This window comes from Vibrio sp. KUL78, from assembly GCF_059725505.1.
Window position 1 is genome coordinate 3,281,412 of the sequence record NZ_AP045837.1, and the last position, 20,789, is coordinate 3,302,200.

14 protein-coding genes and 2 pseudogenes are annotated in these 20,789 nt (G+C 48.3%); 8 read left to right on the plus strand and 8 right to left on the minus strand.

Features of this window, described 5'->3' with window-relative positions:
- Positions 1-45 precede the first annotated feature (45 nt).
- From metF to AC6I8Y_RS15270, 3 genes are all read right to left on the minus strand, one after another.
- Entirely contained in the window at positions 46-936 is an 891-nt protein-coding gene (gene metF, locus AC6I8Y_RS15260) for a methylenetetrahydrofolate reductase (protein ID WP_042477154.1), read from the minus strand.
- Positions 937-1,405: 469 nt separating this feature from the next.
- The gene (locus tag AC6I8Y_RS15265) at positions 1,406-3,841 is read right to left on the minus strand and encodes a bifunctional aspartate kinase/homoserine dehydrogenase II (protein WP_498020454.1); all 2,436 of its coding nucleotides are present in this window, start codon (positions 3,839-3,841) and stop codon (positions 1,406-1,408) included.
- Between the two features lie 6 nt (positions 3,842-3,847).
- The gene (locus AC6I8Y_RS15270; protein WP_042477149.1) at positions 3,848-5,017 is read right to left on the minus strand and encodes an O-succinylhomoserine (thiol)-lyase; all 1,170 of its coding nucleotides are present in this window, start codon (positions 5,015-5,017) and stop codon (positions 3,848-3,850) included.
- Positions 5,018-5,288: 271 nt separating this feature from the next.
- On the opposite strand from AC6I8Y_RS15270, the gene metJ reads away from it, so the two are divergent.
- On the plus strand, positions 5,289-5,609 hold the full coding sequence (metJ, locus tag AC6I8Y_RS15275) for a met regulon transcriptional regulator MetJ (RefSeq protein WP_006071165.1): 321 nt from the start codon (positions 5,289-5,291) through the stop codon (positions 5,607-5,609).
- A 1,147-nt stretch (positions 5,610-6,756) separates the two neighbouring features.
- On the opposite strand, the gene AC6I8Y_RS15280 is transcribed toward metJ, so the two are convergent.
- Together AC6I8Y_RS15280 and rpmE are read right to left on the minus strand one after the other, a co-directional pair.
- A complete protein-coding gene (locus AC6I8Y_RS15280) occupies positions 6,757-8,016 on the minus strand; it encodes a malic enzyme-like NAD(P)-binding protein (RefSeq protein ID WP_042477146.1) in 1,260 nt (419 codons plus the stop codon).
- Positions 8,017-8,609: 593 nt separating this feature from the next.
- Positions 8,610-8,828 carry a 50S ribosomal protein L31 gene (rpmE, locus tag AC6I8Y_RS15285; RefSeq protein WP_006071169.1) on the minus strand — a complete coding sequence of 73 codons (219 nt, stop codon included), beginning with the start codon at positions 8,826-8,828 and terminating at the stop codon, positions 8,610-8,612.
- 283 nt (positions 8,829-9,111) lie between these two features.
- Between rpmE and priA the strand changes: the two genes are divergently transcribed.
- The 5 genes and pseudogenes from priA to hslU all read left to right on the plus strand — a co-directional run bounded on the left by priA (position 9,112) and on the right by hslU (position 15,466).
- Positions 9,112-11,313 carry a primosomal protein N' gene (gene priA / locus AC6I8Y_RS15290; RefSeq protein WP_498020455.1) on the plus strand — a complete coding sequence of 734 codons (2,202 nt, stop codon included), beginning with the start codon at positions 9,112-9,114 and terminating at the stop codon, positions 11,311-11,313.
- Positions 11,314-11,583: 270 nt separating this feature from the next.
- A complete protein-coding gene (gene cytR, locus AC6I8Y_RS15295; protein WP_234495057.1) occupies positions 11,584-12,591 on the plus strand; it encodes a DNA-binding transcriptional regulator CytR in 1,008 nt (335 codons plus the stop codon).
- An 81-nt stretch (positions 12,592-12,672) separates the two neighbouring features.
- A pseudogene (locus AC6I8Y_RS15300) lies at positions 12,673-13,217 on the plus strand (SPOR domain-containing protein).
- Positions 13,218-13,375: 158 nt separating this feature from the next.
- Positions 13,376-13,918, plus strand: a complete 543-nt coding sequence (gene hslV, locus AC6I8Y_RS15305) for an ATP-dependent protease subunit HslV (RefSeq protein WP_234495055.1) — start codon at positions 13,376-13,378, stop codon at positions 13,916-13,918.
- 213 nt (positions 13,919-14,131) lie between these two features.
- The gene (hslU, locus tag AC6I8Y_RS15310; RefSeq protein WP_234495054.1) at positions 14,132-15,466 is read left to right on the plus strand and encodes an ATP-dependent protease ATPase subunit HslU; all 1,335 of its coding nucleotides are present in this window, start codon (positions 14,132-14,134) and stop codon (positions 15,464-15,466) included.
- 69 nt (positions 15,467-15,535) lie between these two features.
- Here hslU and AC6I8Y_RS15315 read toward each other — a convergent pair whose 3' ends face one another.
- Positions 15,536-15,832, minus strand: coding sequence for a GIY-YIG nuclease family protein (locus AC6I8Y_RS15315; protein ID WP_498020456.1), 297 nt, complete (start codon positions 15,830-15,832; stop codon positions 15,536-15,538).
- 189 nt (positions 15,833-16,021) lie between these two features.
- Between AC6I8Y_RS15315 and AC6I8Y_RS15320 the strand changes: the two genes are divergently transcribed.
- Both AC6I8Y_RS15320 and rraA read left to right on the plus strand, forming a co-directional pair.
- Positions 16,022-16,939, plus strand: a complete 918-nt coding sequence (locus tag AC6I8Y_RS15320; RefSeq protein ID WP_498020457.1) for a 1,4-dihydroxy-2-naphthoate polyprenyltransferase — start codon at positions 16,022-16,024, stop codon at positions 16,937-16,939.
- A 79-nt stretch (positions 16,940-17,018) separates the two neighbouring features.
- Positions 17,019-17,534 carry a ribonuclease E activity regulator RraA gene (gene rraA / locus AC6I8Y_RS15325; protein WP_234495051.1) on the plus strand — a complete coding sequence of 172 codons (516 nt, stop codon included), beginning with the start codon at positions 17,019-17,021 and terminating at the stop codon, positions 17,532-17,534.
- Between the two features lie 108 nt (positions 17,535-17,642).
- On the opposite strand, the gene AC6I8Y_RS15330 is transcribed toward rraA, so the two are convergent.
- Together AC6I8Y_RS15330 and AC6I8Y_RS15335 are read right to left on the minus strand one after the other, a co-directional pair.
- Positions 17,643-18,809, minus strand: a complete 1,167-nt coding sequence (locus AC6I8Y_RS15330) for a nucleotide sugar dehydrogenase (protein WP_498020458.1) — start codon at positions 18,807-18,809, stop codon at positions 17,643-17,645.
- Between the two features lie 11 nt (positions 18,810-18,820).
- Positions 18,821-20,733, minus strand: a pseudogene (locus tag AC6I8Y_RS15335) (polysaccharide biosynthesis protein).
- Between the last annotated feature and the right edge of the window lie 56 nt (positions 20,734-20,789).

Sequence of the window (20,789 nt, forward strand, 5' to 3'; positions counted from 1 at the left end):
AGTCTGCAAAGACTGGCGTTTTTTGTTTGGGACTGAAACTCTCGGTTATGCTTCAGGGCGAACGCCAAGTGTGTGACACAGTGCGTAAGTCATTTCTGCGCGGTTTAGGGTATAGAAGTGGAAATCTTTCACACCTTCACGGCTAAGCACACGCACCATGTCGATTGCTTGGCTCGCGCCCACCAATTGGCGAGTCATTAGGTCATCATCGAGACCTTCAAACTGTTTTTGCATCCAACCTGGTACTTTCACCTTGTTCATTGCGGCAAAGCGTGACGCTTGCTTAAAGTTGGTCACAGGCAAAATACCCGGAACAATCTCTACATCGATGCCAGCCGCCACACAGCGGTCACGAAAGCGCAAGTAGCTCTCTACATCAAAGAAGAACTGAGTGATCGCACGATTCGCACCCGCATCCACTTTACGCTTTAGGTTAAGAAGATCCGCTTGTGCACTCTTCGCTTCTGGGTGAACCTCAGGGAACGCGGCAACCGAAATATCAAAGTCGTGGCGAGATTTTAGCAGTTCAACTAGGTCAGATGCATACATGTCTGGCTGACCACCGCCTTCAGGAATATCACCACGCAGGGCAACGATGTTCTTAATGCCATTCGCCCAGTAGTCTTCAGCGATATCGATAAGCTCATCGCGTGACGCGTCAATACACGTTAGGTGCGGCGCTGCCACAAGGCCTGTCTCTGATTTAATTTCTTTGATGATAGAGTGCGTACGGTCACGCTCACCAGAGTTAGCACCGTAAGTCACTGAGACAAACTTAGGCTTGAGTGTTTTTAGGCGATGAACCGATTTCCACAGCGTCTCTTCCATTGTCGGCGTGCTCGGCGGAAAGAACTCGAATGAAACATTAATATTGTCCGATAGCTCAGCAATATTCTGGTTCAAAGCATCAATGTGGCCTGCGTGTGTGTATCCCATGGTCCTCTCCCTAATCACCAAGATTGGTTATCCCATCCAATCTCAGATTAAAACCTGTCTGTCTTTAAATGATGATTTTTTAATTTTTGACGTTTAGACGTCTATATGTCTACAGAATGAAATGAATGGGTTTTAAAGTCAATAGAGGGATTATGAATTTTTTTCATGTGGAGAGTTAGGGAAATTGAAGATGGGGGTGGGAGTGGTTTAGCGGGGGAATAGTTTAGATAGATAAGCGCTGGAAGTTTCGCAGCGCTGGCGCTTTACCCCTCCTAGCCTCCCGGCTACGCGCCCCGCTTGTAAGGGGAGGAACAACGGCTAGCTACGCATCGCCTATGATTTCGCTATAGGCTACGCGACGATAGGAGCGAGCCCGTCATTCTCCCCCTAATATAGGGGGAGCTAGAGGGGGTATAGCTCTTGATCTTTCTTTTGCTTTTGCTTTTGCTTTTGCTCTTAAAGCTCTCAATCAAAAAAAGCTCGACATCAAATTCAAATCCGACTGAATCGCCCCAGCCGTCACTTCACGACCGGCACCAGGGCCACGGATCACCAACGGATTATCTTTGTACCACTTACTCTCAATCGCAAAGATATTGTCGCAAGGTAAAAGGTTTGCCAGCGCATGCTCTTTCGATAGCGCTTCAATCCCTACACGAGCCTTACCTTGTCGATCTAAACGAGCAACATAACGCAGCACTTTGTCTTCACGTTGAGCCTTCTCTAAACGCTCTTGCAAGATCTCGCTAAGCAGCGTGGCTTTTTCAAAGAAGCCCTCGAGTGATAGCTCAGCAAGCTCTTCAGGCACCAAAGACTCCACCTCGACGGCGTCAGGATCGATATCGAGTCCTGACTCACGAGCCAGGATGACCAGCTTGCGCATCACATCAGAGCCATCGAGGTCTGAGCGCGGATCTGGTTCAGTTAAGCCCTGCTGCCACGCTAGGTCGACAAGCTCAGCAAAAGGTACAGAGCCGTCAAACTGCTGGAACAACCACGATAAAGTGCCAGAGAATATCCCTGAAAGCGCAACGATGTCATCACCACTTTCACGCAGGTCGCGAACGGTATGGTTTATTGGTAACCCTGCGCCCACAGTGGCATTGTAGAGCCAGTGACGACCGGTTTTCGAAAACGCATCTTGCACAGCGTGATAGTCATTACTTGGAGCAGAGCCCGCAACCTTGTTCGCTGAGATGAGGTGGAGACCATGCTCTGCGATGCTGACGTATCTTTCCGCCAGTGCCGCACTCGCTGTCACGTCTAACACCACGCCTTCATCATAGCCTTGAAGTGCCGCTAGGCGTTGTAGCCAGATGTCACCTTGGTATTCAATCGCTTCATCTTCATAGCGCGTGAGCACCTGCTGCTCGTCGATGCCATCTTCATCAAACCAATAGGTCTGGCTATCGATAACTGCGACTAAGTTGAAACTCATACCACGACGTTTCTCCAGCTCGCTTTTCTGCTCTTTAAATAGAGATAGCCAGCTTGAGCCAATATTGCCCTTACCGCACAGCGCAACCGCAACACGCTTTTGCGCTTGAAACAGCTGAGTATGGACCGATTTCACGAGAGGTTGAATATCTGATTTACGTAGCACAGCAGCAAGACTCAATTGAGACTCAGCTTCTGAAATAAACTCAACTGGCGCATGTTTAAGTTGCTGATAGAAGCCAAAGCAGTGGTTGGCATTTTTAGTCACGCCAGCGCCTACTGCGGCCAGCATGGAATAGCCTTCTTTGAGCTTAATCTCAGCTTCAATAGCCAGGTCTTGCAGCTCAGTAAGCGCGCCAGAGGCAATTTCCGCGGTATAAGCAAGGCGAAGTCGAGATTGGTCCGCCTGCGCTTCAAACGCTAACGGTGCCAATTGTGCACGCTTAAGACTATTGAGCACTTCAGTCTGCGCACGCTCAAAGTCGTGACCCGCACCAAATGCCAGTTCAATAAGCAAAACTTCATCGAGTGACGTGATGATTTTTGCGCCGCGCCCTGATGCAAGCACACGCTCAATGCGTGTTGACCCGGACTCAGGCTGATAGCTGCAGCGTAGATTCAAGTCCATCGCACTTTGAGCAACAGGCTGAAGCGTACGACTGTGCAATACAGGTGCTGCAAGACGCGCCAGTTCGCTGGCTTCATCTAAACGTAGCAAAGGCAATAGACATGCATCACTCACCACGCGTGGATCCGCGCTGTATACACCTGCAACGTCACTCCATATCGTCACGCATGACACTTCCGCCAATGCGCCAATCACAGTAGCAGAATAGTCAGAGCCATTACGACCCAGCAGCACGGTTTCGCCGCATTCACTTTGCGCCATGAAACCAGTGATCACCACACGGTGATGCGCATGCTGTGCCAATACTTCTTTGATCAGCGGGTAGGATTTAGCGCGGTCTACCTCTGGCTGAGTGCCGAACTCAGCGCGAAGGAAGGCTCTTGCGTCCTGTGCGACTGCAGGCAAATCGCTCTGTCTAAGCAGCGCAGCCAATAGGCGTGAAGACCACACCTCGCCGTGTCCTAATACCGATGCGCGCTCAGCGTCTGTGAGCGGATAGCTAAGCTCACCAAGCGTGCTAAATTCGTCGTGTAACTGAGAGACCAGACCTTCGGCTTCTTCACCGGTTAGTAGTGACTCCACCAGCTCAATCTGAAACTGACGAAGCGCCTGTAGGTGCTCGTGCGCAATGCGCCCATCTTTATTAAGCGCATCTAGAAATTCGATGAGACGGTTAGTGGTTTTACCCGCCGCCGAGACCACGATAAGGTCTTCTTCATTAGAGTAGTCTTTTAAGATAGAGACCACTCGGCGATAACATTCAGGGTCTGCTAAGCTGCTGCCGCCGAATTTGTGCAACTGCTTACCGTGTCTGTTATTCAGGGTACTGCTTTGACTCATGCCGGCTTATCCTTTAAATGCAGATGCTTTCTCAAACGCTTGGGCAAGGTCATCAATCAGATCTTGCGCGTCTTCTAGACCAACAGAGAGGCGAAGGAGCTGCTGAGAAACGCCCGCTTCGGCTAATGCTTCTTCGCCCATCGCACGGTGCGTCATAGACGCTGGGTGACAAATCAGACTTTCGACGCCACCAAGAGACTCTGCGAGCGAGAATAGCTCTAGCTCACCAACAAAGTACTTAAGCTGCTCAAAGCTACCCGCGAACTCAAAGCTCAACATAGAGCCAAAACCAGACTGCTGCTTCTTAGCAATCTCATGACCAGGGTGCTCAGGCAGACTTGGGTGATAAATCACTTTTACCAATGGTTGCGGCTTAAGAAAATCTAGGATCTGTTGCGAGCTCTCTTCATGGACACGCATACGTGCGCCAAGCGTGCGAATACCACGCAAAGTCATGTAGCTATCAAAAGGCGTACCCGTCGCACCGATGCAGTTGCCCCACCATGCGAGCTCTTCTGCGTGCTCTTCGGTTTTGGTGATCACCACACCGCCAATCACGTCAGAGTGACCGTTGATATACTTGGTCGTTGAGTGAATCACAAAGTCTGCACCAAGCTCGAGAGGCTTTTGGTACACAGGTGTCAAAAAGGTGTTGTCTACTGCTACCAGCGCACCGACCTTTTTCGCTTTTTCACACACGGCCGCAATATCGACAACACGCACAAGTGGGTTAGACGGCGTTTCAAGCAAGATAAGTTTTGGTTTTTGCTCAAGCGCAGCATCAAAGGCTTGCTCGTCACTTTGGTCGACAAAGTTAACCTTGAAGTCACCTTTTTGCGCACGCGTGTTGAACAAGCGGTACGTGCCACCATAACAGTCATGGGGAGCAATAATCGTGTCTTCTGGACCTAAGAAAGCAGAAACCCAAAGATTGAGTGCAGAGGTACCACAGTTAGTCACTACCGCGCCTTTACCAGATTCCAGCTCATACAAAGCAGTTTCTAACAAACCTCGGTTTGGGTTTCCTGAGCGGGTGTAATCGTAAGTCGGCACTTCCCCAAAGGCAGGGAAACCATAGTTAGTAGAGAGATAAATAGGTGGCACCACAGCGTGATGCTGGGTATCCGATTCGATACCAGTACGTACGGCTATTGTCGCTGGCTTCCGATTGCTCATAGAAACTTCCTTTCTCAGATCGCATGGCTAGTTGGTGTAACCACAGTGTCTACTTTTACCGGTAATATGGGAACCGGCAAACGCCACAAACGTTAAAGAATTAACATTGCATTAAAATAAATATCCACATTCGTTGCCCCACTTTACTTTCCAAAATGTGAGACGTCAACACTTCTAGACGTCTATATGTCTTTGCTTATGGCAGTAAATCCCGCTAAAATTGCAGCATTCTTATTACTACTATTTATGATTAACAGAGCGAAGGTGTGTAATGGCAGATTGGAATGGTGAATACATTAGCCCATATGCGGAGCACGGTAAGAAAAGCGAGCAGGTAAAAAAAATCACAGTGTCTATCCCGCTGAAGGTGCTAAAGGTATTGACCGATGAGCGTACTCGTCGCCAAATCAATAACCTACGCCATGCAACCAACAGTGAACTATTGTGCGAAGCTTTCCTGCACGCCTACACTGGCCAGCCGCTTCCGACCGACGAAGATTTAAGAAAAGACCGTCCTGATGATATCCCAACAGAAGCGAAAGAGCTGATGACGGCGATGGGGATTGAGTTTGAAGCGTTTGATGAAGAGTAGGTAGCATTCTATTTCTAAGATCATATCTTCAAGTTCATAAGAACTTCCTCCGCTAGCTTCTGTTCAATGAGCGTAGCAACACAGTTCTATAGATACCGTCTCCCTAAAATTATCGTCACCCCTGCGTAGGCAGGGGTCTACTCAAAGCGCATACCAAGCCTCAAGAAGATTCCTGCCTGCGCAGGAATGACGCGCGCTTTAGAGGCATCACGATCAAATTTAGTCACCCCACTAGCCGCGCGCCTGCGCAGGAATGACGCGCGCTTTAGAGTCATCACGGTTAAATTTATCGTCACCCCACTAGCCGCGCCTGCGTAAGCAGGGTCTACTCAAAGCGCGTACCAAGCCTCAGGAAGATTCCTGCCTGCGCAGGAATGACGCGCGCTTTAAAGTCATCACGGTTAAATTTATCGTCACCCCACTAGCCGCGCCTGCGTAAGCAGGGTCTACTCAAAGCGCATACCAAGCCTCAAGAAGATTCCTGCCTGCGCAGGAATGACGCGCGCTTTAGAGTCATCACGGTTAAATTTATCGTCACCCCACTAGCCGCGCGCCTGCGTAGGCAGGGTCTACTCAAAGCGCGCACCAAGCCTCAAGAAGATTCCTGCCTGCGCAGGAATGACGCGCGCTTTAAAGTCATCACGGTTAAATTTATCGTCATCCCACTAGCCGCGCCTGCGTAAGAAGGGTCTACTCAAAGCGCGTACCAAGCCTCAAGAAGATTCCTGCCTGCACAGGAATGACGCACGCTATAGAGTCATCACGGTCAAATTTATCGTCACCCTACTAGCCGCGCGCCTGCGCAGGCAAGGGTCTACTACAAGCGCGCACCAAGCCTCAAGAAGATTCCTGCCTGCGCAGGAATGACGCACGCTATAGAGTCATCACGGTCAAATTTATCGTCACCCTACTAGCCGCGCGCCTGCGCAGGCAGGGGCCTACTACAAGCGCGCACCAAGCCTCAAGAAGATTCCTGCCTACGCAGGAATGACGCGCGTTTTAGAGTCACCACAGTCAAAATGTACTAATGGTCACATAGGTAACACTTTAATCCGGTCACATAAGCAACAACCATTGCACCATTCAATAAGAAAGAGGGTCATCTAGACCCTCTTCTCGTTAAATGCGTTTGGCTTGTGCCACAACCTTAAGCCATATAGCTATCGGGTAACTCAATACGAGCCACGCCAGATTCAACCGCAGCTTTCGCTACCGCTTTAGCCACACGAGGAAGCAAACGCGGGTCCATTGGCTTTGGAATGATGTAGTCCTTACCAAAGGTCAGCGCCTCAACACCTGCGGCATTGAGTACGTCTTGTGGTACTGGCTCTTTCGCTAGCTCACGAATCGCTTCTACCGCTGCTAGTTTCATCTCATCATTAATCTCACTCGCACGCACATCAAGAGCACCACGGAAGATAAACGGGAAACACAGCACGTTGTTTACCTGGTTCGGGTAGTCTGAACGGCCTGTACCCATAATTAGGTCATCACGAACCTGATGAGCAAGCTCAGGTTTGATTTCTGGATCTGGGTTTGAACACGCAAACACGATTGGCTTGTCCGCCATTAGCTTAAGCGCTTCTGGTGGCAACAGATCAGGACCTGATACACCTAGGAATAGGTCCGCGCCTTCGATCACATCTTCTAGCGTGCGCTTATCTGTGTTGTTGGCAAACAGCTCTTTGTATTCGTTAAGATCGTCACGACGAGTGTGGATCACACCTTTACGATCCAGCATATAGATCTTCTCACGCATCGCACCGCATTTGATCAACAGCTCCATACAAGCGATCGCCGCTGCGCCTGCACCTAGACAGACAATAGTGGTTTCTTTCAGATCTTTGCCCTGAAGCTCGATAGCGTTGAGCATACCTGCTGCAGTAACAATCGCTGTACCGTGTTGGTCATCGTGGAATACCGGCACATCACAGCGCTCGATAAGGCGTCGTTCAATCTCAAAACAGTCTGGCGCTTTAATATCTTCTAGGTTGATACCACCAAAGGTGTCTGAGATGTTCGCAACAGTATCTACGAACTCATCGATAGTGCGGTGTTTTACCTCAATGTCAATGGAATCTAGACCCGCGAAGCGTTTAAACAGTAGCGCTTTACCTTCCATAACTGGCTTAGACGCCATTGGACCTAGGTTACCGAGACCTAGGATGGCGGTACCGTTAGAGATCACTGCGACCATATTGCCTTTCGCAGTGTATTTATAAACATTCTCGGCATTTTGCGCGATTTCACGCACAGGCTCTGCCACACCAGGGCTGTAGGCCAGTGCGAGATCGGCGGCTGAGTTGGCGGGTTTAGTTAATGCTACTTCGATTTTTCCAGGTACAGGGTTGGCATGGTAATCAAGCGCTTGCTGGCGAAATTCGTCAATTTGATGGTCATCGGACATGGTTAGCTATCCTGCTTTTATAAGACTGATTAGTTACTTAAGTGATGTAGTTATGAGTATATACCCAAGTGACCTCAAGACTCAGGATTCAGAGCCCTAGAGAGTGCTTATATCAAGGAAAATAACCGCAGAAATGGTAGTCCATTTCAAGGCTATTTGACGCTGAGATAAGCGCTCTCTAGGGCTCCCTTCGGGCGAGTTTGCTTGGTCCGCAGCCTGCGTTGGCGGTTTTCATCATAGAACCACTATGCTTTCAAACCACCGCCTTGGCTGCAAACCAAGCAAATCTCGCTGAACCTGAATCTTGAGGTTACTTGGGTATAAGCCCGTTTATTTTTATTCGCGTTGCTTCTAAAGGGTTACACACACAGAGTGGGTACATTTGAACGGAGAGGAGGTATCTCTGATGTTCATTACTCTGACGGACTAATACTACGCGAGTTTATTAGGCTTTTGAATGGATGGAAGGGATGAAGCGAAGAAAAAAGTAGAGATAGGTAGCACGTTATGCAAGCGGATGTTGACAGATAAACAAACAGCTAAAAAGCAAAAAGGACGCCGAAGCGTCCTTTTTTAATCTGCAAAAGTAATAATTACTTCTTGCTAGATAGAGCACCGAAACGCTTGTTGAAGCGATCAACACGGCCGCCAGTATCAACGATACGCTGCTTACCAGTGTAGAATGGGTGGCACTTGTCACATACGTCTAGGTGGATAGAATCTTTACCTAGAGTAGAGTTGAATTCGAATGTGTTGCCGCAAGAGCAAGTTGCTGTTACAGCTTTGTATTCTGGGTGGATACCAGCTTTCATGGGAAACCTCAATAATTTAGGCCGTGTCGCCATCCGATTCTAAGCCGGACACCACACGTAGTTAATAAATAGATGATACCATCGCTTTGCATTTCAATATGAAAGCAAGAAGCCATGCCATCAAGGCGCAGTATAGTAATGAATAGTGCCAAGGGAATCAACTAAAATTGCGACTTTTTTCGCCACCTTCGGTGAGCCTTAGCCGATAAATTGATTATCCAGTCTATACAAGGCGACCCATACCGTTAGAATAGACGTCTTCTTTATCAATATCGACCTAACTATGCGCCCAAATGTCGCTCGAGTGGCTCTTCCAGTCCCACTTGATAAACAGTTTGACTACCTCGTCCCTGCCCACCTTTTTCCTGTGGTTGGCGGGCGCGTGTCTGTACCATTTGGACCAAAAACGCTCGTCGGTATTGTGATGCAGTTTAGTCATGAGTCTGAGTTTCCGATAGACAAACTCAAGCCGATAAAAGCGGCGTTAGATACCGCACCAGTTTGGTCTAAGCCTCTTTTTGACCTTATCTCATGGTGCAGCCTTTATTACCAGCATCCACTCGGCGACACCTTGAGTAACGCGCTACCCGCAGCTCTTAGAAAAGGCAAGCCAGCTGAATTTGCCGCAACCGTGGAGTGGCAGATCACAGAAGCTGGCAAGAATCAATTAATGTCCGGCTTTGGGCGAGCGGTGAAGCAAGCCAAAGTCATGCATATGTTGGAATCTGGTCCGTGTTCGCATCAGCTATTTATCGACAGTGACGTCAGCACTAGCGTTCTCAAGACACTGACAGAAAAAGGCTGGATCACGTCGATAGAGAGACAAACCCAGCAAACTCAATGGCCAGAGGCGATCTGCAACGATCCTGTCGATCTTCGCTTGAATGCCGAACAGGCCGTGGCGATAGCGTCGGTCAACAGTCAGACTGAGTTTGGCTGCTACCTGCTTGAAGGCGTCACGGGCTCAGGCAAGACCGAAGTCTACCTGCAGATGATTAAGCCTATACTGGAGCGCGGACAACAAGCTTTGGTGTTGGTGCCGGAGATCGGCCTTACTCCGCAAACCATTAATCGCTTTCGTAAACGCTTTAATGTGCCCACTGAGGTTATCCACTCAGGTCTTAATGATACTGAGCGGCTCAACGCGTGGCTAAGCGCACGAGACAAAGTGGCGGGTATTGTTATCGGAACGCGCTCGGCGCTACTTACGCCATTTGCCGACCTCGGCATTATTATTGTCGACGAAGAGCACGACACGTCATATAAGCAGCAAGACAGCCTGCGTTACCATGCCCGTGACGTCGCGGTGATGCGTGCGAATAAAGAGCAGATCCCGATTATTCTTGGCTCTGCCACGCCGTCTATCGAAACACTGCAAAATGCGCTGGCAGGCAAGTATCATCATTTAATACTCAGCCAACGAGCGGGACTTGCGGTACCGACGACCAATAAAGTCATTGACGTCAAAGGTCAGTTTCTGGAAGCTGGACTATCAGCGCCACTGATTGCTGAGCTGCGCCGCCATTTAGAAGCAGGCAACCAGGTGATGTTGTTCCTCAACCGCCGTGGATTTAGTCCTGCCCTCATGTGCCACGAATGTGGCTGGACAGCAGAATGTCACCGTTGTGATGCTTATTACACCTATCACCAGTCGAGTAACGAGATCCGCTGCCACCATTGTGGCTCACAGCGCCCTATCGTTCATCAGTGTGAAGGTTGTGGCTCACATCAGTTGGTTACCGTGGGCGTCGGGACAGAGCAGCTTGAAGCTCAGCTAGAAAGCCTATTCCCTGAATACAATACCATTCGTATTGACCGAGACAGCACCAGACGCAAAGGCAGCCTAGAAGCAGCGCTCAATGCCATCAAGAACAATGAGTACCAGATCTTAATTGGTACCCAGATGCTGGCCAAAGGGCACCACTTCCCCAATGTCACACTAGTCGCGCTGCTTGACGTAGACGGCTCTCTTTATAGCAGCGATTTTCGCGCTTCAGAGCGTTTAGCACAGCTGTTTATACAGGTTGCAGGACGTGCGGGACGCGCAAGCAAGCCCGGTGAAGTGCTGCTGCAAACTCACCACCCAGAGCACCCACTGCTTCAAAGCCTGCTCCATAAAGACTATCGCCATTTTGCCGAGACCGTGATTGAAGAGCGTAAACTGGCGCAGTTACCTCCCTTTAGCTTCTTGACCCTGGTTCGCGCCGAGGCCAATAACAGCAATGACGTCGAGACCTTCTTGCGTCAGGTTCGCTACTCTTTAGAAGCTCATCCGCTGTTTGATAATGCTTGTATGGTGTTAGGTCCAACCCCTGCACCGATAGCAAAACGCGCAGGAAAAGCGCGCTGGCAACTCATGCTTCAAGTGCCCTCAAGACCACAGATGCAAAAAATCATCACCGCAGCCAAGCCCGTTATCGCGCAATTACCGCTCGCGAAAAAGGTGCGCTGGTCGTTGGATATCGAGCCACAAGATTTAAGTTAATCAGTAAAATTTGATTAATAACAAAACGATAACCACTGCGAGTTGTGATATGCTTCACAATTGTATTGCAAAATCTGTTAATCAGACCGTAACTTTCATTCGAGAAATGAATAATATTTAGTAATAGTTCATGATTATAAAAACGGATTTTGAAAATCTATTTATTAGATAAATTAAACATTTAACACAGCAATAACCCATCGCGAAACATAGCACTAAATAATAATAGTTATTCGATAGGTCTAGACATTTAAAAGAGGACAAACGTTTATGGCGACAATGAAGGATGTTGCCCAGCTTGCAGGCGTCTCTACGGCTACGGTATCAAGAGCTCTGATGAACCCAGAAAAAGTCTCATCGTCTACTCGTAAGCGAGTGGAAGATGCGGTTTTAGAAGCTGGCTATTCTCCAAATTCACTCGCACGCAATCTTCGCAGAAATGAATCTAAAACCATTGTGACGATTGTACCTGACATCTGTGACCCATATTTCTCCGAGATCATTCGTGGTATTGAAGATGCCGCTATGGAGCATGGCTATCTCGTATTACTGGGGGACAGCGGTCAGTCGAAAAAACGTGAAACCTCGTTTGTGAACCTCGTATTCACCAAACAAGCTGATGGTATGTTGCTGTTAGGAACGGATCTTCCTTTCGACATCAGTAAGCCAGAGCAAAAGAACCTGCCACCAATTGTCATGGCCTGTGAATTTGCGCCTGAGCTTGAGCTGCCAACCGTTCACATTGATAACCTGACCTCAGCGTTTGAAGCGGTGAACTATCTATCCAATCTTGGGCATAAGCGCATCGCTCAGATTGCCGGTCCAGACTCGGCATTCTTATGCCGCTTTAGACAACAAGGCTACCAGCAAGCGCTGCGCCGTGCCGGTTTGCCAATGAATCCCGCGTACACCGTGAAGGGTGATTTCACCTTTGAAGCTGGCGCTAGACTTGTTCGCACCCTCTTGGCACTGCCAGAGCCACCAACCGCAATATTCTGTCACAATGATGTGATGGCGATTGGTGCCATGCAAGAAGCGAAAAAATTAGGACTGCGTGTGCCTCAAGATCTCTCTGTCGTCGGCTTCGATGATATCCAATTTGCTCAGTACTGCGATCCACCGTTGACGACAGTCTCACAGCCTCGCTATGAGATTGGACGACAAGCCATGTACATGATGCTCGAAGTGCTAAAAGGTGCCGATGTAAGAGCAGGCTCTCGTCTTCTGGATACAGAACTTGTGATCCGCGACAGTGCGGCTCCTCCAAGAATCCTGTAGTTGGCACGATACTGACTTGCAACTTGACCTTGTGGAATTTACCATGAGGTCAGTAAGTTATTTCAATCAGAACCTATCTAAGTGGCAAACCGAGACTATGTAAGACGGGGCAAAGGCACCAGCCGCCGACCTGCAAAAAAGAAGACTTCCGGTAAAAAACCGTGGCGCAGTGGTCTGCTGGCAATTATCTTAGCCGGTGCGTTTGGCTACGGGCTTTACACGCTCAGTAATGACCCAGAGCCGCCAAAGCCACAACCTACTGTCACAAAGCCAGCTAAGCCGAAACCAAAACCAGCTAAGCCGATTCCACCGCCTCCAGAAGAGAAGTGGGACTACGTAGAAACGCTGCCAAAGCGCGAGGTAGAGGTTCAAGCGAAAGAGCAAGTGGTCTCTAAGATCCCATACATCATGCAGTGTGGCGCTTACAAAACCTTGGCTCAAGCCGAAGCTCGTAAGCTCGATATCGCCTTCCAGGGCATCTCTAGCCAGATCCGAAAAAAGAAGGCAGCAGCTGGTTTAGAGTGGTACTAGGCCCTTACAAACTAAAACGCGATGCCGAGCGTGATAAACACAAACTGCAACGTGCGAAAATCGAGCCTTGTGCCATCTGGAAAGAAGCGCAATAAGCCTTTTTGCCGTTAGACAAGTCATTACCTATAACCAGCCCCTGTTTACAGGGGCTGGTTTCGTTTAAGTCAGTCACAAGCCCTTCCCCTTGAATTCTATTCCACGCGTCCACATATCCATTCCATAACCGAATTAAAACCAATAAGAGGCAAACGTCGTGACTACTATTGTATCTGTACGCCGTAATAACAAAGTCGTGATCGCTGGTGATGGACAAGTATCCCTTGGCAACACCGTAATGAAAGGGAATGCCCGTAAGGTTCGTAGACTCTACAACAACCAAGTATTAGCAGGCTTCGCTGGCGGTACCGCTGACGCGTTTACTCTATTTGAGCGCTTTGAAAGCAAACTGCAAATGCACCAAGGTCACCTGACCAAAGCCGCGGTTGAGCTTGCTAAAGACTGGCGCAGCGACCGCGCACTTCGTAAGCTAGAAGCACTATTGGCAGTTGCTGATGAAACCGCTTCGCTTATCATCACAGGTAACGGCGATGTCGTGCAGCCAGAAAATGACCTAATTGCAATTGGCTCTGGTGGTAATTTTGCACAAGCCGCTGCGACAGCACTACTAGAAAACACAGAGCTCGACGCACGTGAAATCGCAGAAAAAGCCCTAAAGATTGCTGGTGATATTTGTGTCTTCACTAACCATCACCACACGATTGAAGAACTCGATAGCGACGCGACAGACAACAAGTAACGTCGACTAGAAATAGAATTTCTCAGGCTGCTGACGAAGTACGTCATCCCTGCATGAGCAGGGATCTATTGTTAGCAAGCACCAAGCCTTTGAGTAGATTCCTGTTTTCACAGGAATGACGTGCTTTTAAGCATGACACTGAAACTAACTAGGTCATGAGTCGAATTTCAAACTGACGAGCTTTAAAGTCAGAAGTTTTGTAAGGAATTGATTATGTCTGAGATGACTCCTCGCGAGATTGTTCATGAGTTAAACCGCCACATCATTGGCCAAGACAAAGCAAAGCGCTCTGTGGCTATCGCCCTGCGTAACCGCTGGCGTCGTATGCAGCTTGAAGAGAGCTTGCGTGTAGAAGTATCACCAAAGAACATCCTCATGATCGGTCCAACAGGTGTGGGTAAAACCGAGATTGCGCGCCGCCTAGCTAAACTTGCCAATGCTCCGTTTATCAAGGTAGAAGCGACCAAATTCACTGAAGTGGGTTACGTGGGTAAAGAAGTCGAGACCATCATCCGCGATCTTACCGATGTAGCGATCAAGATGACCCACCAGCAAGCGATGGAAAAAGTAAAATTCCGTGCAGAAGAGCAAGCAGAAGAGCGCATCCTTGATGCCCTACTGCCACCAGCACGTGACGCTTGGGGTCAAAATGAACAACCTGAAGAGTCTTCATCGAATACACGCCAGATCTTCCGCAAGAAACTGCGTGAAGGCAAGCTAGACGACAAAGAGATCGACATCGAGACTGCAGCTCCGCAGATGGGTGTGGAAATCATGTCTCCTCCAGGCATGGAAGAGATGACCAATCAGCTACAAAGCATGTTCCAAAACCTTGGTGGCGACACTAAGAAGAAGCGTAAGCTAAAGATTAAGGAAGCATTCAAAGCGCTGACGGAAGAAGAAGCGGCGAAGCTGGTTAACCAAGAAGAGCTGAAAGAACAAGCGATCTACAACGTTGAGAACAACGGCATCGTATTTATCGATGAGATCGACAAAATCTGTAAGCGCGGCGAAGCGTCTGGCCCTGATGTGTCTCGTGAAGGTGTACAGCGTGACCTACTCCCTCTAATCGAGGGCAGCACGGTTTCTACCAAACACGGCATGGTAAAAACAGACCACATTCTGTTTATTACCTCAGGTGCATTCCAAGTAGCTAAACCATCGGATCTGATTCCTGAGCTGCAAGGTCGTCTACCAATCCGCGTTGAGCTAGAAGCGCTAAGCAGCGATGACTTCAAACGCATCCTAACAGAGCCAAAAGCGTCGCTAACAGAGCAGTACATTGCCCTAATGAAGACCGAAGAAGTGGACGTAGAGTTCACAACCGACGGCATCCAGCAGATCGCAGATGCAGCTTGGACAGTTAACGAAACCACCGAGAACATCGGTGCTCGACGTCTACATACCGTTATGGAACGCCTAATGGATGAGATTTCATTTGAAGCGACAGACAAGCCTGGTTCTAAGCTGGTGATCGATTCTGGCTACGTGAAGTCTAAGCTTGGTGAGTTTGTGGAAGATGAGGATTTGAGTCGCTTTATTCTGTAGTAGCAGAGTAAATTGACACTTAAACAGAAACGGCACCCAACTTGGTGCCGTTTTTTTGTAGCACAGTCGTCACCACAACTCATGACTCAAATCCTTCCAATAAGGATTATTACTCGTCACCAGCTCATTCTTCCATGCATGGTTCCAATCACGGATTTGCTGTTCTCTAGACATTGCTTCCTCCATCGTTTCGAACCACTCATAATGAACCAATTGATTCACCTGATACTTTTTCACCATCCCCTCCGTCACACCATGTTTGTGTTTCCACATGCGCTCCGATAGGTTTGTGGTGACACCAATATAAATCACACCACGCCCTTTTGAGGTCGTGATGTACATACAAGGCTTCTTTGTCGTCGTCATTTTCTGATCTCTGTTTTTACCTTTGCCAACAACGACATCCTAACGAGTTTCAAAGATCAGATTTTCAGCGCACTTCACGCCTTTCCCAATATCATACTAATCTCATACTACGACCTTATAATTCATGCGTGTTTAGCCTGTTCTGCTTTTCCCGTATACTAAAACAAACTGTTAAATTAAAAATCGCACATGAACTCATCTTTTCGAATCTGGTTAGACGCCGCCAGACCTAAAACGCTTCCACTTGCGCTGGTATCGATTGTGACAGGTAGCGCCCTCGCCTTCTCTAAAGGAGAGATGTCATGGAGCGTGGCGGTACTCGCCCTACTCACGGCTACCTTGCTGCAAATCTTGTCCAACCTCGCTAACGATTATGGGGATGCGGTAAAAGGCACCGACAACGAAAACCGTCTCGGTCCAATGCGCGCAATTCAGTCCGGTGAAGTCACGCAGCAAGACATGAAAAAAGCGATTATTTTGAATGTGGTACTAACGATAGCCTCTGGTCTGTTTTTGGTTTTGCATGCCCTTGAATCACTGCAGAACATCCTCGCCTTTATTGGGCTGGGCGTGTTAGCCATCGCTGCGGCTATAGCCTACACAGTAGGTAACAAGCCCTACGGCTACGTTGGTCTTGGCGATATCTCCGTCTTTATCTTCTTTGGCTTACTCGGCGTCTCTGGTACCTATTTCCTGCACACTGGACACCTCGATACTCTATTGTTCTTACCGGCAATTGGCTGCGGACTACTGGCGGTTGCAGTTCTCAACGTCAACAACATGCGTGATATCGAAAATGACAGCGCGTGTGGCAAACGCACCGTCGCTGTCCGATTAGGTGAGCACAAAGCAAAGCTGTATCACTTTATTCTGCTCATGGCCGCGGTTGCGGCTTTTGCTATTTACCTGTCGGTTCAGCAATCACCGCTTTGGATTAGCCTGCCATTTGTGCTCAGTCTTGTGGTCGTTCTCAAGCATGGCAGAGCCGTATGGCAAGCCACGCAACCTGCGCAAATCGCTCCTATGATGCCTATCGTGGTGAAGTGCTCACTGGTTACTAATATCCTGTTTTCTGGAGTGGTTATAGCTCAAACTCTGATCACTTAATTGAGCCTTGTCATTGCATTGACCTATTCACCCGATATACTCGATTTATACTTTTTGTAAACTGCATAGAAGAGTCGCCATGGAATACAGTACTTCAGCCCTATGTGATATCTACTTAGATCAAGTAGACGTTGTAGAACCAATGTTTAGTAACTTTGGCGGCAGAGCCTCGTTTGCAGGTCAAATTACCTCAGTAAAATGTTTTGAAGACAACGGGGTAATTCGAGAGATGCTAGAGCAAGATGGCGTGGGTCGCGTTTTGTTGATTGATGGTGGTGGTTCGCTAAGAAAAGCGCTGATTGATGCCGAGATAGCCCAGCTTGCAGAAGACAACGAATGGGAAGGCATTGTGGTTTACGGCTGCGTACGCGAAGTAGACGAGCTCGAAGACATGAACTTGGGCATCCAAGCGCTCGCCTCTATTCCTGTTGGCGCCGCTCAGTCTGATGTTGGTGAAGTCGATGTACCGGTTAACTTTGGTGGCGTGACCTTCCTGCCTGAAGACTATGTATATGCCGACAATACCGGCATCATCTTATCTCAAGAGCCTCTGGATGTGAGTTTCGATGAAGAGTCTGATGAGGTCGAAGAGTAACTAACCTCAGTCTCGCATCGAGCAACAACTTGTTGAAATTCATAAAAAACGGGAGCCATCGGGCTCCCATTTTTTCATTAACTCTTTTTGCTATTAAGCCAGCAAAGATTAATCGTTACCGAACAGGTCTCGCGTGTAAACCTTCTCAGCTACGTCTTCTAGTTCAGGTAACATACGGTTCGAGATAATTAAATCCGCTTCCTGTTTAAACGCATCCACATCGCGAATCACGCGCGAATGGAAGAAGTGCTCTTCTTTCAAAACAGGCTCATACACAATCACTTCGATGCCTTTCGCTTTCAGGCGCTTCATGATGCCCTGAATGCTCGATGCACGGAAGTTATCAGAGCCAGACTTCATGATAAGACGATAAACACCGACGACTTTCGGCTCGCGCTTTAGGATCGACTCAGCAATAAAGTCTTTACGAGTGCGGTTCGCATCCACGATAGCCCCAATAATATTGTTTGGTACCTCTTGGTAGTTCGCCAAAAGCTGCTTAGTGTCTTTTGGTAGACAGTAGCCGCCGTAACCAAACGAAGGGTTACAGTAGTGACCACCAATTCGTGGGTCAAGTGCGACGCCTTCGATGATTTGGCGCGTATCCAGACCCAAAGCTTCAGCATAAGAGTCCAACTCGTTAAAGTAAGCCACGCGCATCGCTAGATAAGTGTTTGAGAACAGCTTCACCGCCTCTGCCTCGGTCGAGTCAGTGAACAGCACATCAATCTCTTCTTTCTGCGCACCTTCGACTAGCATGTCTGCAAACACCTTAGCGCGCTCACTGCGCTCACCAATGATGATGCGAGAAGGGTTCAGGTTATCGTAAAGCGCACTGCCTTCACGCAGAAACTCTGGCGAGAAGAAGACATTTTCTGTTCCCAGTTCTTCACGAACGCGAGACGTGTAACCCACAGGAATTGTCGATTTAATGACGATCACAGCATCCTTGTTAACTGCCAAGACGTCTTTAATCACCGCCTCGACAGAACCCGTATTGAAGTAATTGGTTTGCGGATCATAGTCTGTTGGCGTCGCCACAATCACATAATCTGCACCTGAGTACGCCAGCTCTTTATCTAGCGTCGCCGTGAAGTTCAGATCGTCACGCTTAAGGAATGCCTCAATCTCAGCATCAACAATCGGCGATTGCCCATTGCGTAACATCTCAACTTTCTCAGCATTAATATCGACCGCCACTACCTCATGATTCTGAGCCAGTAACATCGCATTTGATAGGCCTACATAGCCTGTTCCAGCAACCGCTATTTTCATTGTTCTGTCTTTTAATTTGTTTGTGATTTGTTTTCGTTGGCTTGTGCCCATACCAGATCGCCAATGCCATCTGTCGGTACGAATCCCGTAGGAGCATCGAGCATCAGTTGGCGCAACTTAGGTTGATCATAATCTTGTGCCGCACTCAACAAATCGTCAAGTAACTGATTGTACTCATCTTGCTCCATCGACACTTCGCTCGCGGTCATAATGCGATCGTGAGACGTCTTCGAAACCGAATCTCCGATAAGAAGTTCTTCAAATAACTTCTCACCAGGTCTTAAGCCAGTGTATAAAATTTCAATATCGCCATCGGGGTTATGGGTATCTTTCACCTCTAATCCCGATAGATGGATCAAGTTCTTAGCCAAATCCGAGATACGCACAGGCTCTCCCATATCAAGCACGAACACATCACCGCCTTTTGCCATTGCTCCGGCCTGAATCACGAGCTGTGCCGCTTCTGGAATCGTCATAAAGTATCTGATGATGTCTTTGTGTGTAACGGTTACTGGACCGCCTTTGGCAATCTGAGCTTTAAAGAGTGGAATAACTGAGCCGGAAGAGCCCAACACATTACCAAACCGTACCATCGAAAATAGTGTTTTATGCTCTTGCTGATAGCCTTTCGCCAGTGCCTGTAATCCGAGTTCAGCAAGGCGCTTTGTAGTTCCCATAACATTGGTAGGACGCACCGCTTTATCGGTGGAAATAAGCACAAAAGATGAAACGCCGGCGTCAATCGCAGCTTTTGCCGCTCTATAGGTACCAAATACATTATTTTGGACACCTTCCGCGACGTTATACTCGACAAGTGGAACGTGCTTGTATGCAGCCGCATGATAAACCGTTTCAACTCTGAAGTTTGTCATTGTATTGACTAGTCGTTGCTGGCTCTGAACATTGCCCATGATGGGAACTATCTCTACTCCATCAGCCTTTTGATTTAGTTCCCTCTCAATGTTATATAGAGAGAATTCTGATGCCTCAAACAAAACAAGCCTTTTCGGGCTGTACTTAATAATCTGTCGGCAAAGCTCCGAACCAATCGAGCCACCAGCCCCGGTTACCATGACAGTTTTATCTTTGATGTTTTTTCAAGCAAGGTTTGATCTGGTGCTACAGCATCGCGCCCTAGCAGATCATCGATAGCCACTTCTTTGAGTTGGTCTAACTGGAATTCACCACTGACAATATCGGACAAATTAGGAATCGTCAGCACCTCCACAGGAAAGGCTGATACATGCTCCACGACTGACTTTCTCTCACTTCTACTCGCGGCAGGCATTGCCAATAACACTTTCTCAACCTGGCCTTTTTGAATCAGCTTCGGCAAATATTTACGTCGATAAACCGTTACCCCATGAATCATGGTTTTATGCATGGCTCGATTGTCATCGATAAATGCTACAACACGGTAAGTTCCTGATTGTGAAATCAAATTATGTAGCTGACGTCCAGCACTTCCCGCTCCGTAAATCAAAACGGGTACTCTGTCTCCATTTAACAAGTTTGATACTAAATACCGAACCAAAAGGCGTGAGCCCCCGCATAACGTCATCATAAATGTGGCGTAGATAACAGGAACCGTGCGCGGTAAATGCAGTTGTAGGTAATAGGAGACCAAAACAATGGTTAATGAGGATATAATCGCCCCTGTACCAATGGTCACTATTGCCTTCATACTGAGGTAGCGCAGAATAGCTCGATAGAGGCCGGTATAAGCAAATGTTAGAACAGTCACAACGATGACAATTCCCAACAAAGACCAATATTCCTCATGCCCCCAATAGCGCTCCAGAGAGCCCATTCTCGAGTAATACGCCCCCCAAAAAGCGGCCGTAATAAATACTGCATCTACAAGAATGCTCACCACACGTTTTAGTGGTCGAGGCATTGCCCAGATAGGAGAGAGAGAAAGCACCAAATTACCTCTTTTTATGGTTCGCAACGCACAAGTTCATCTTGCCAATAGAGCTG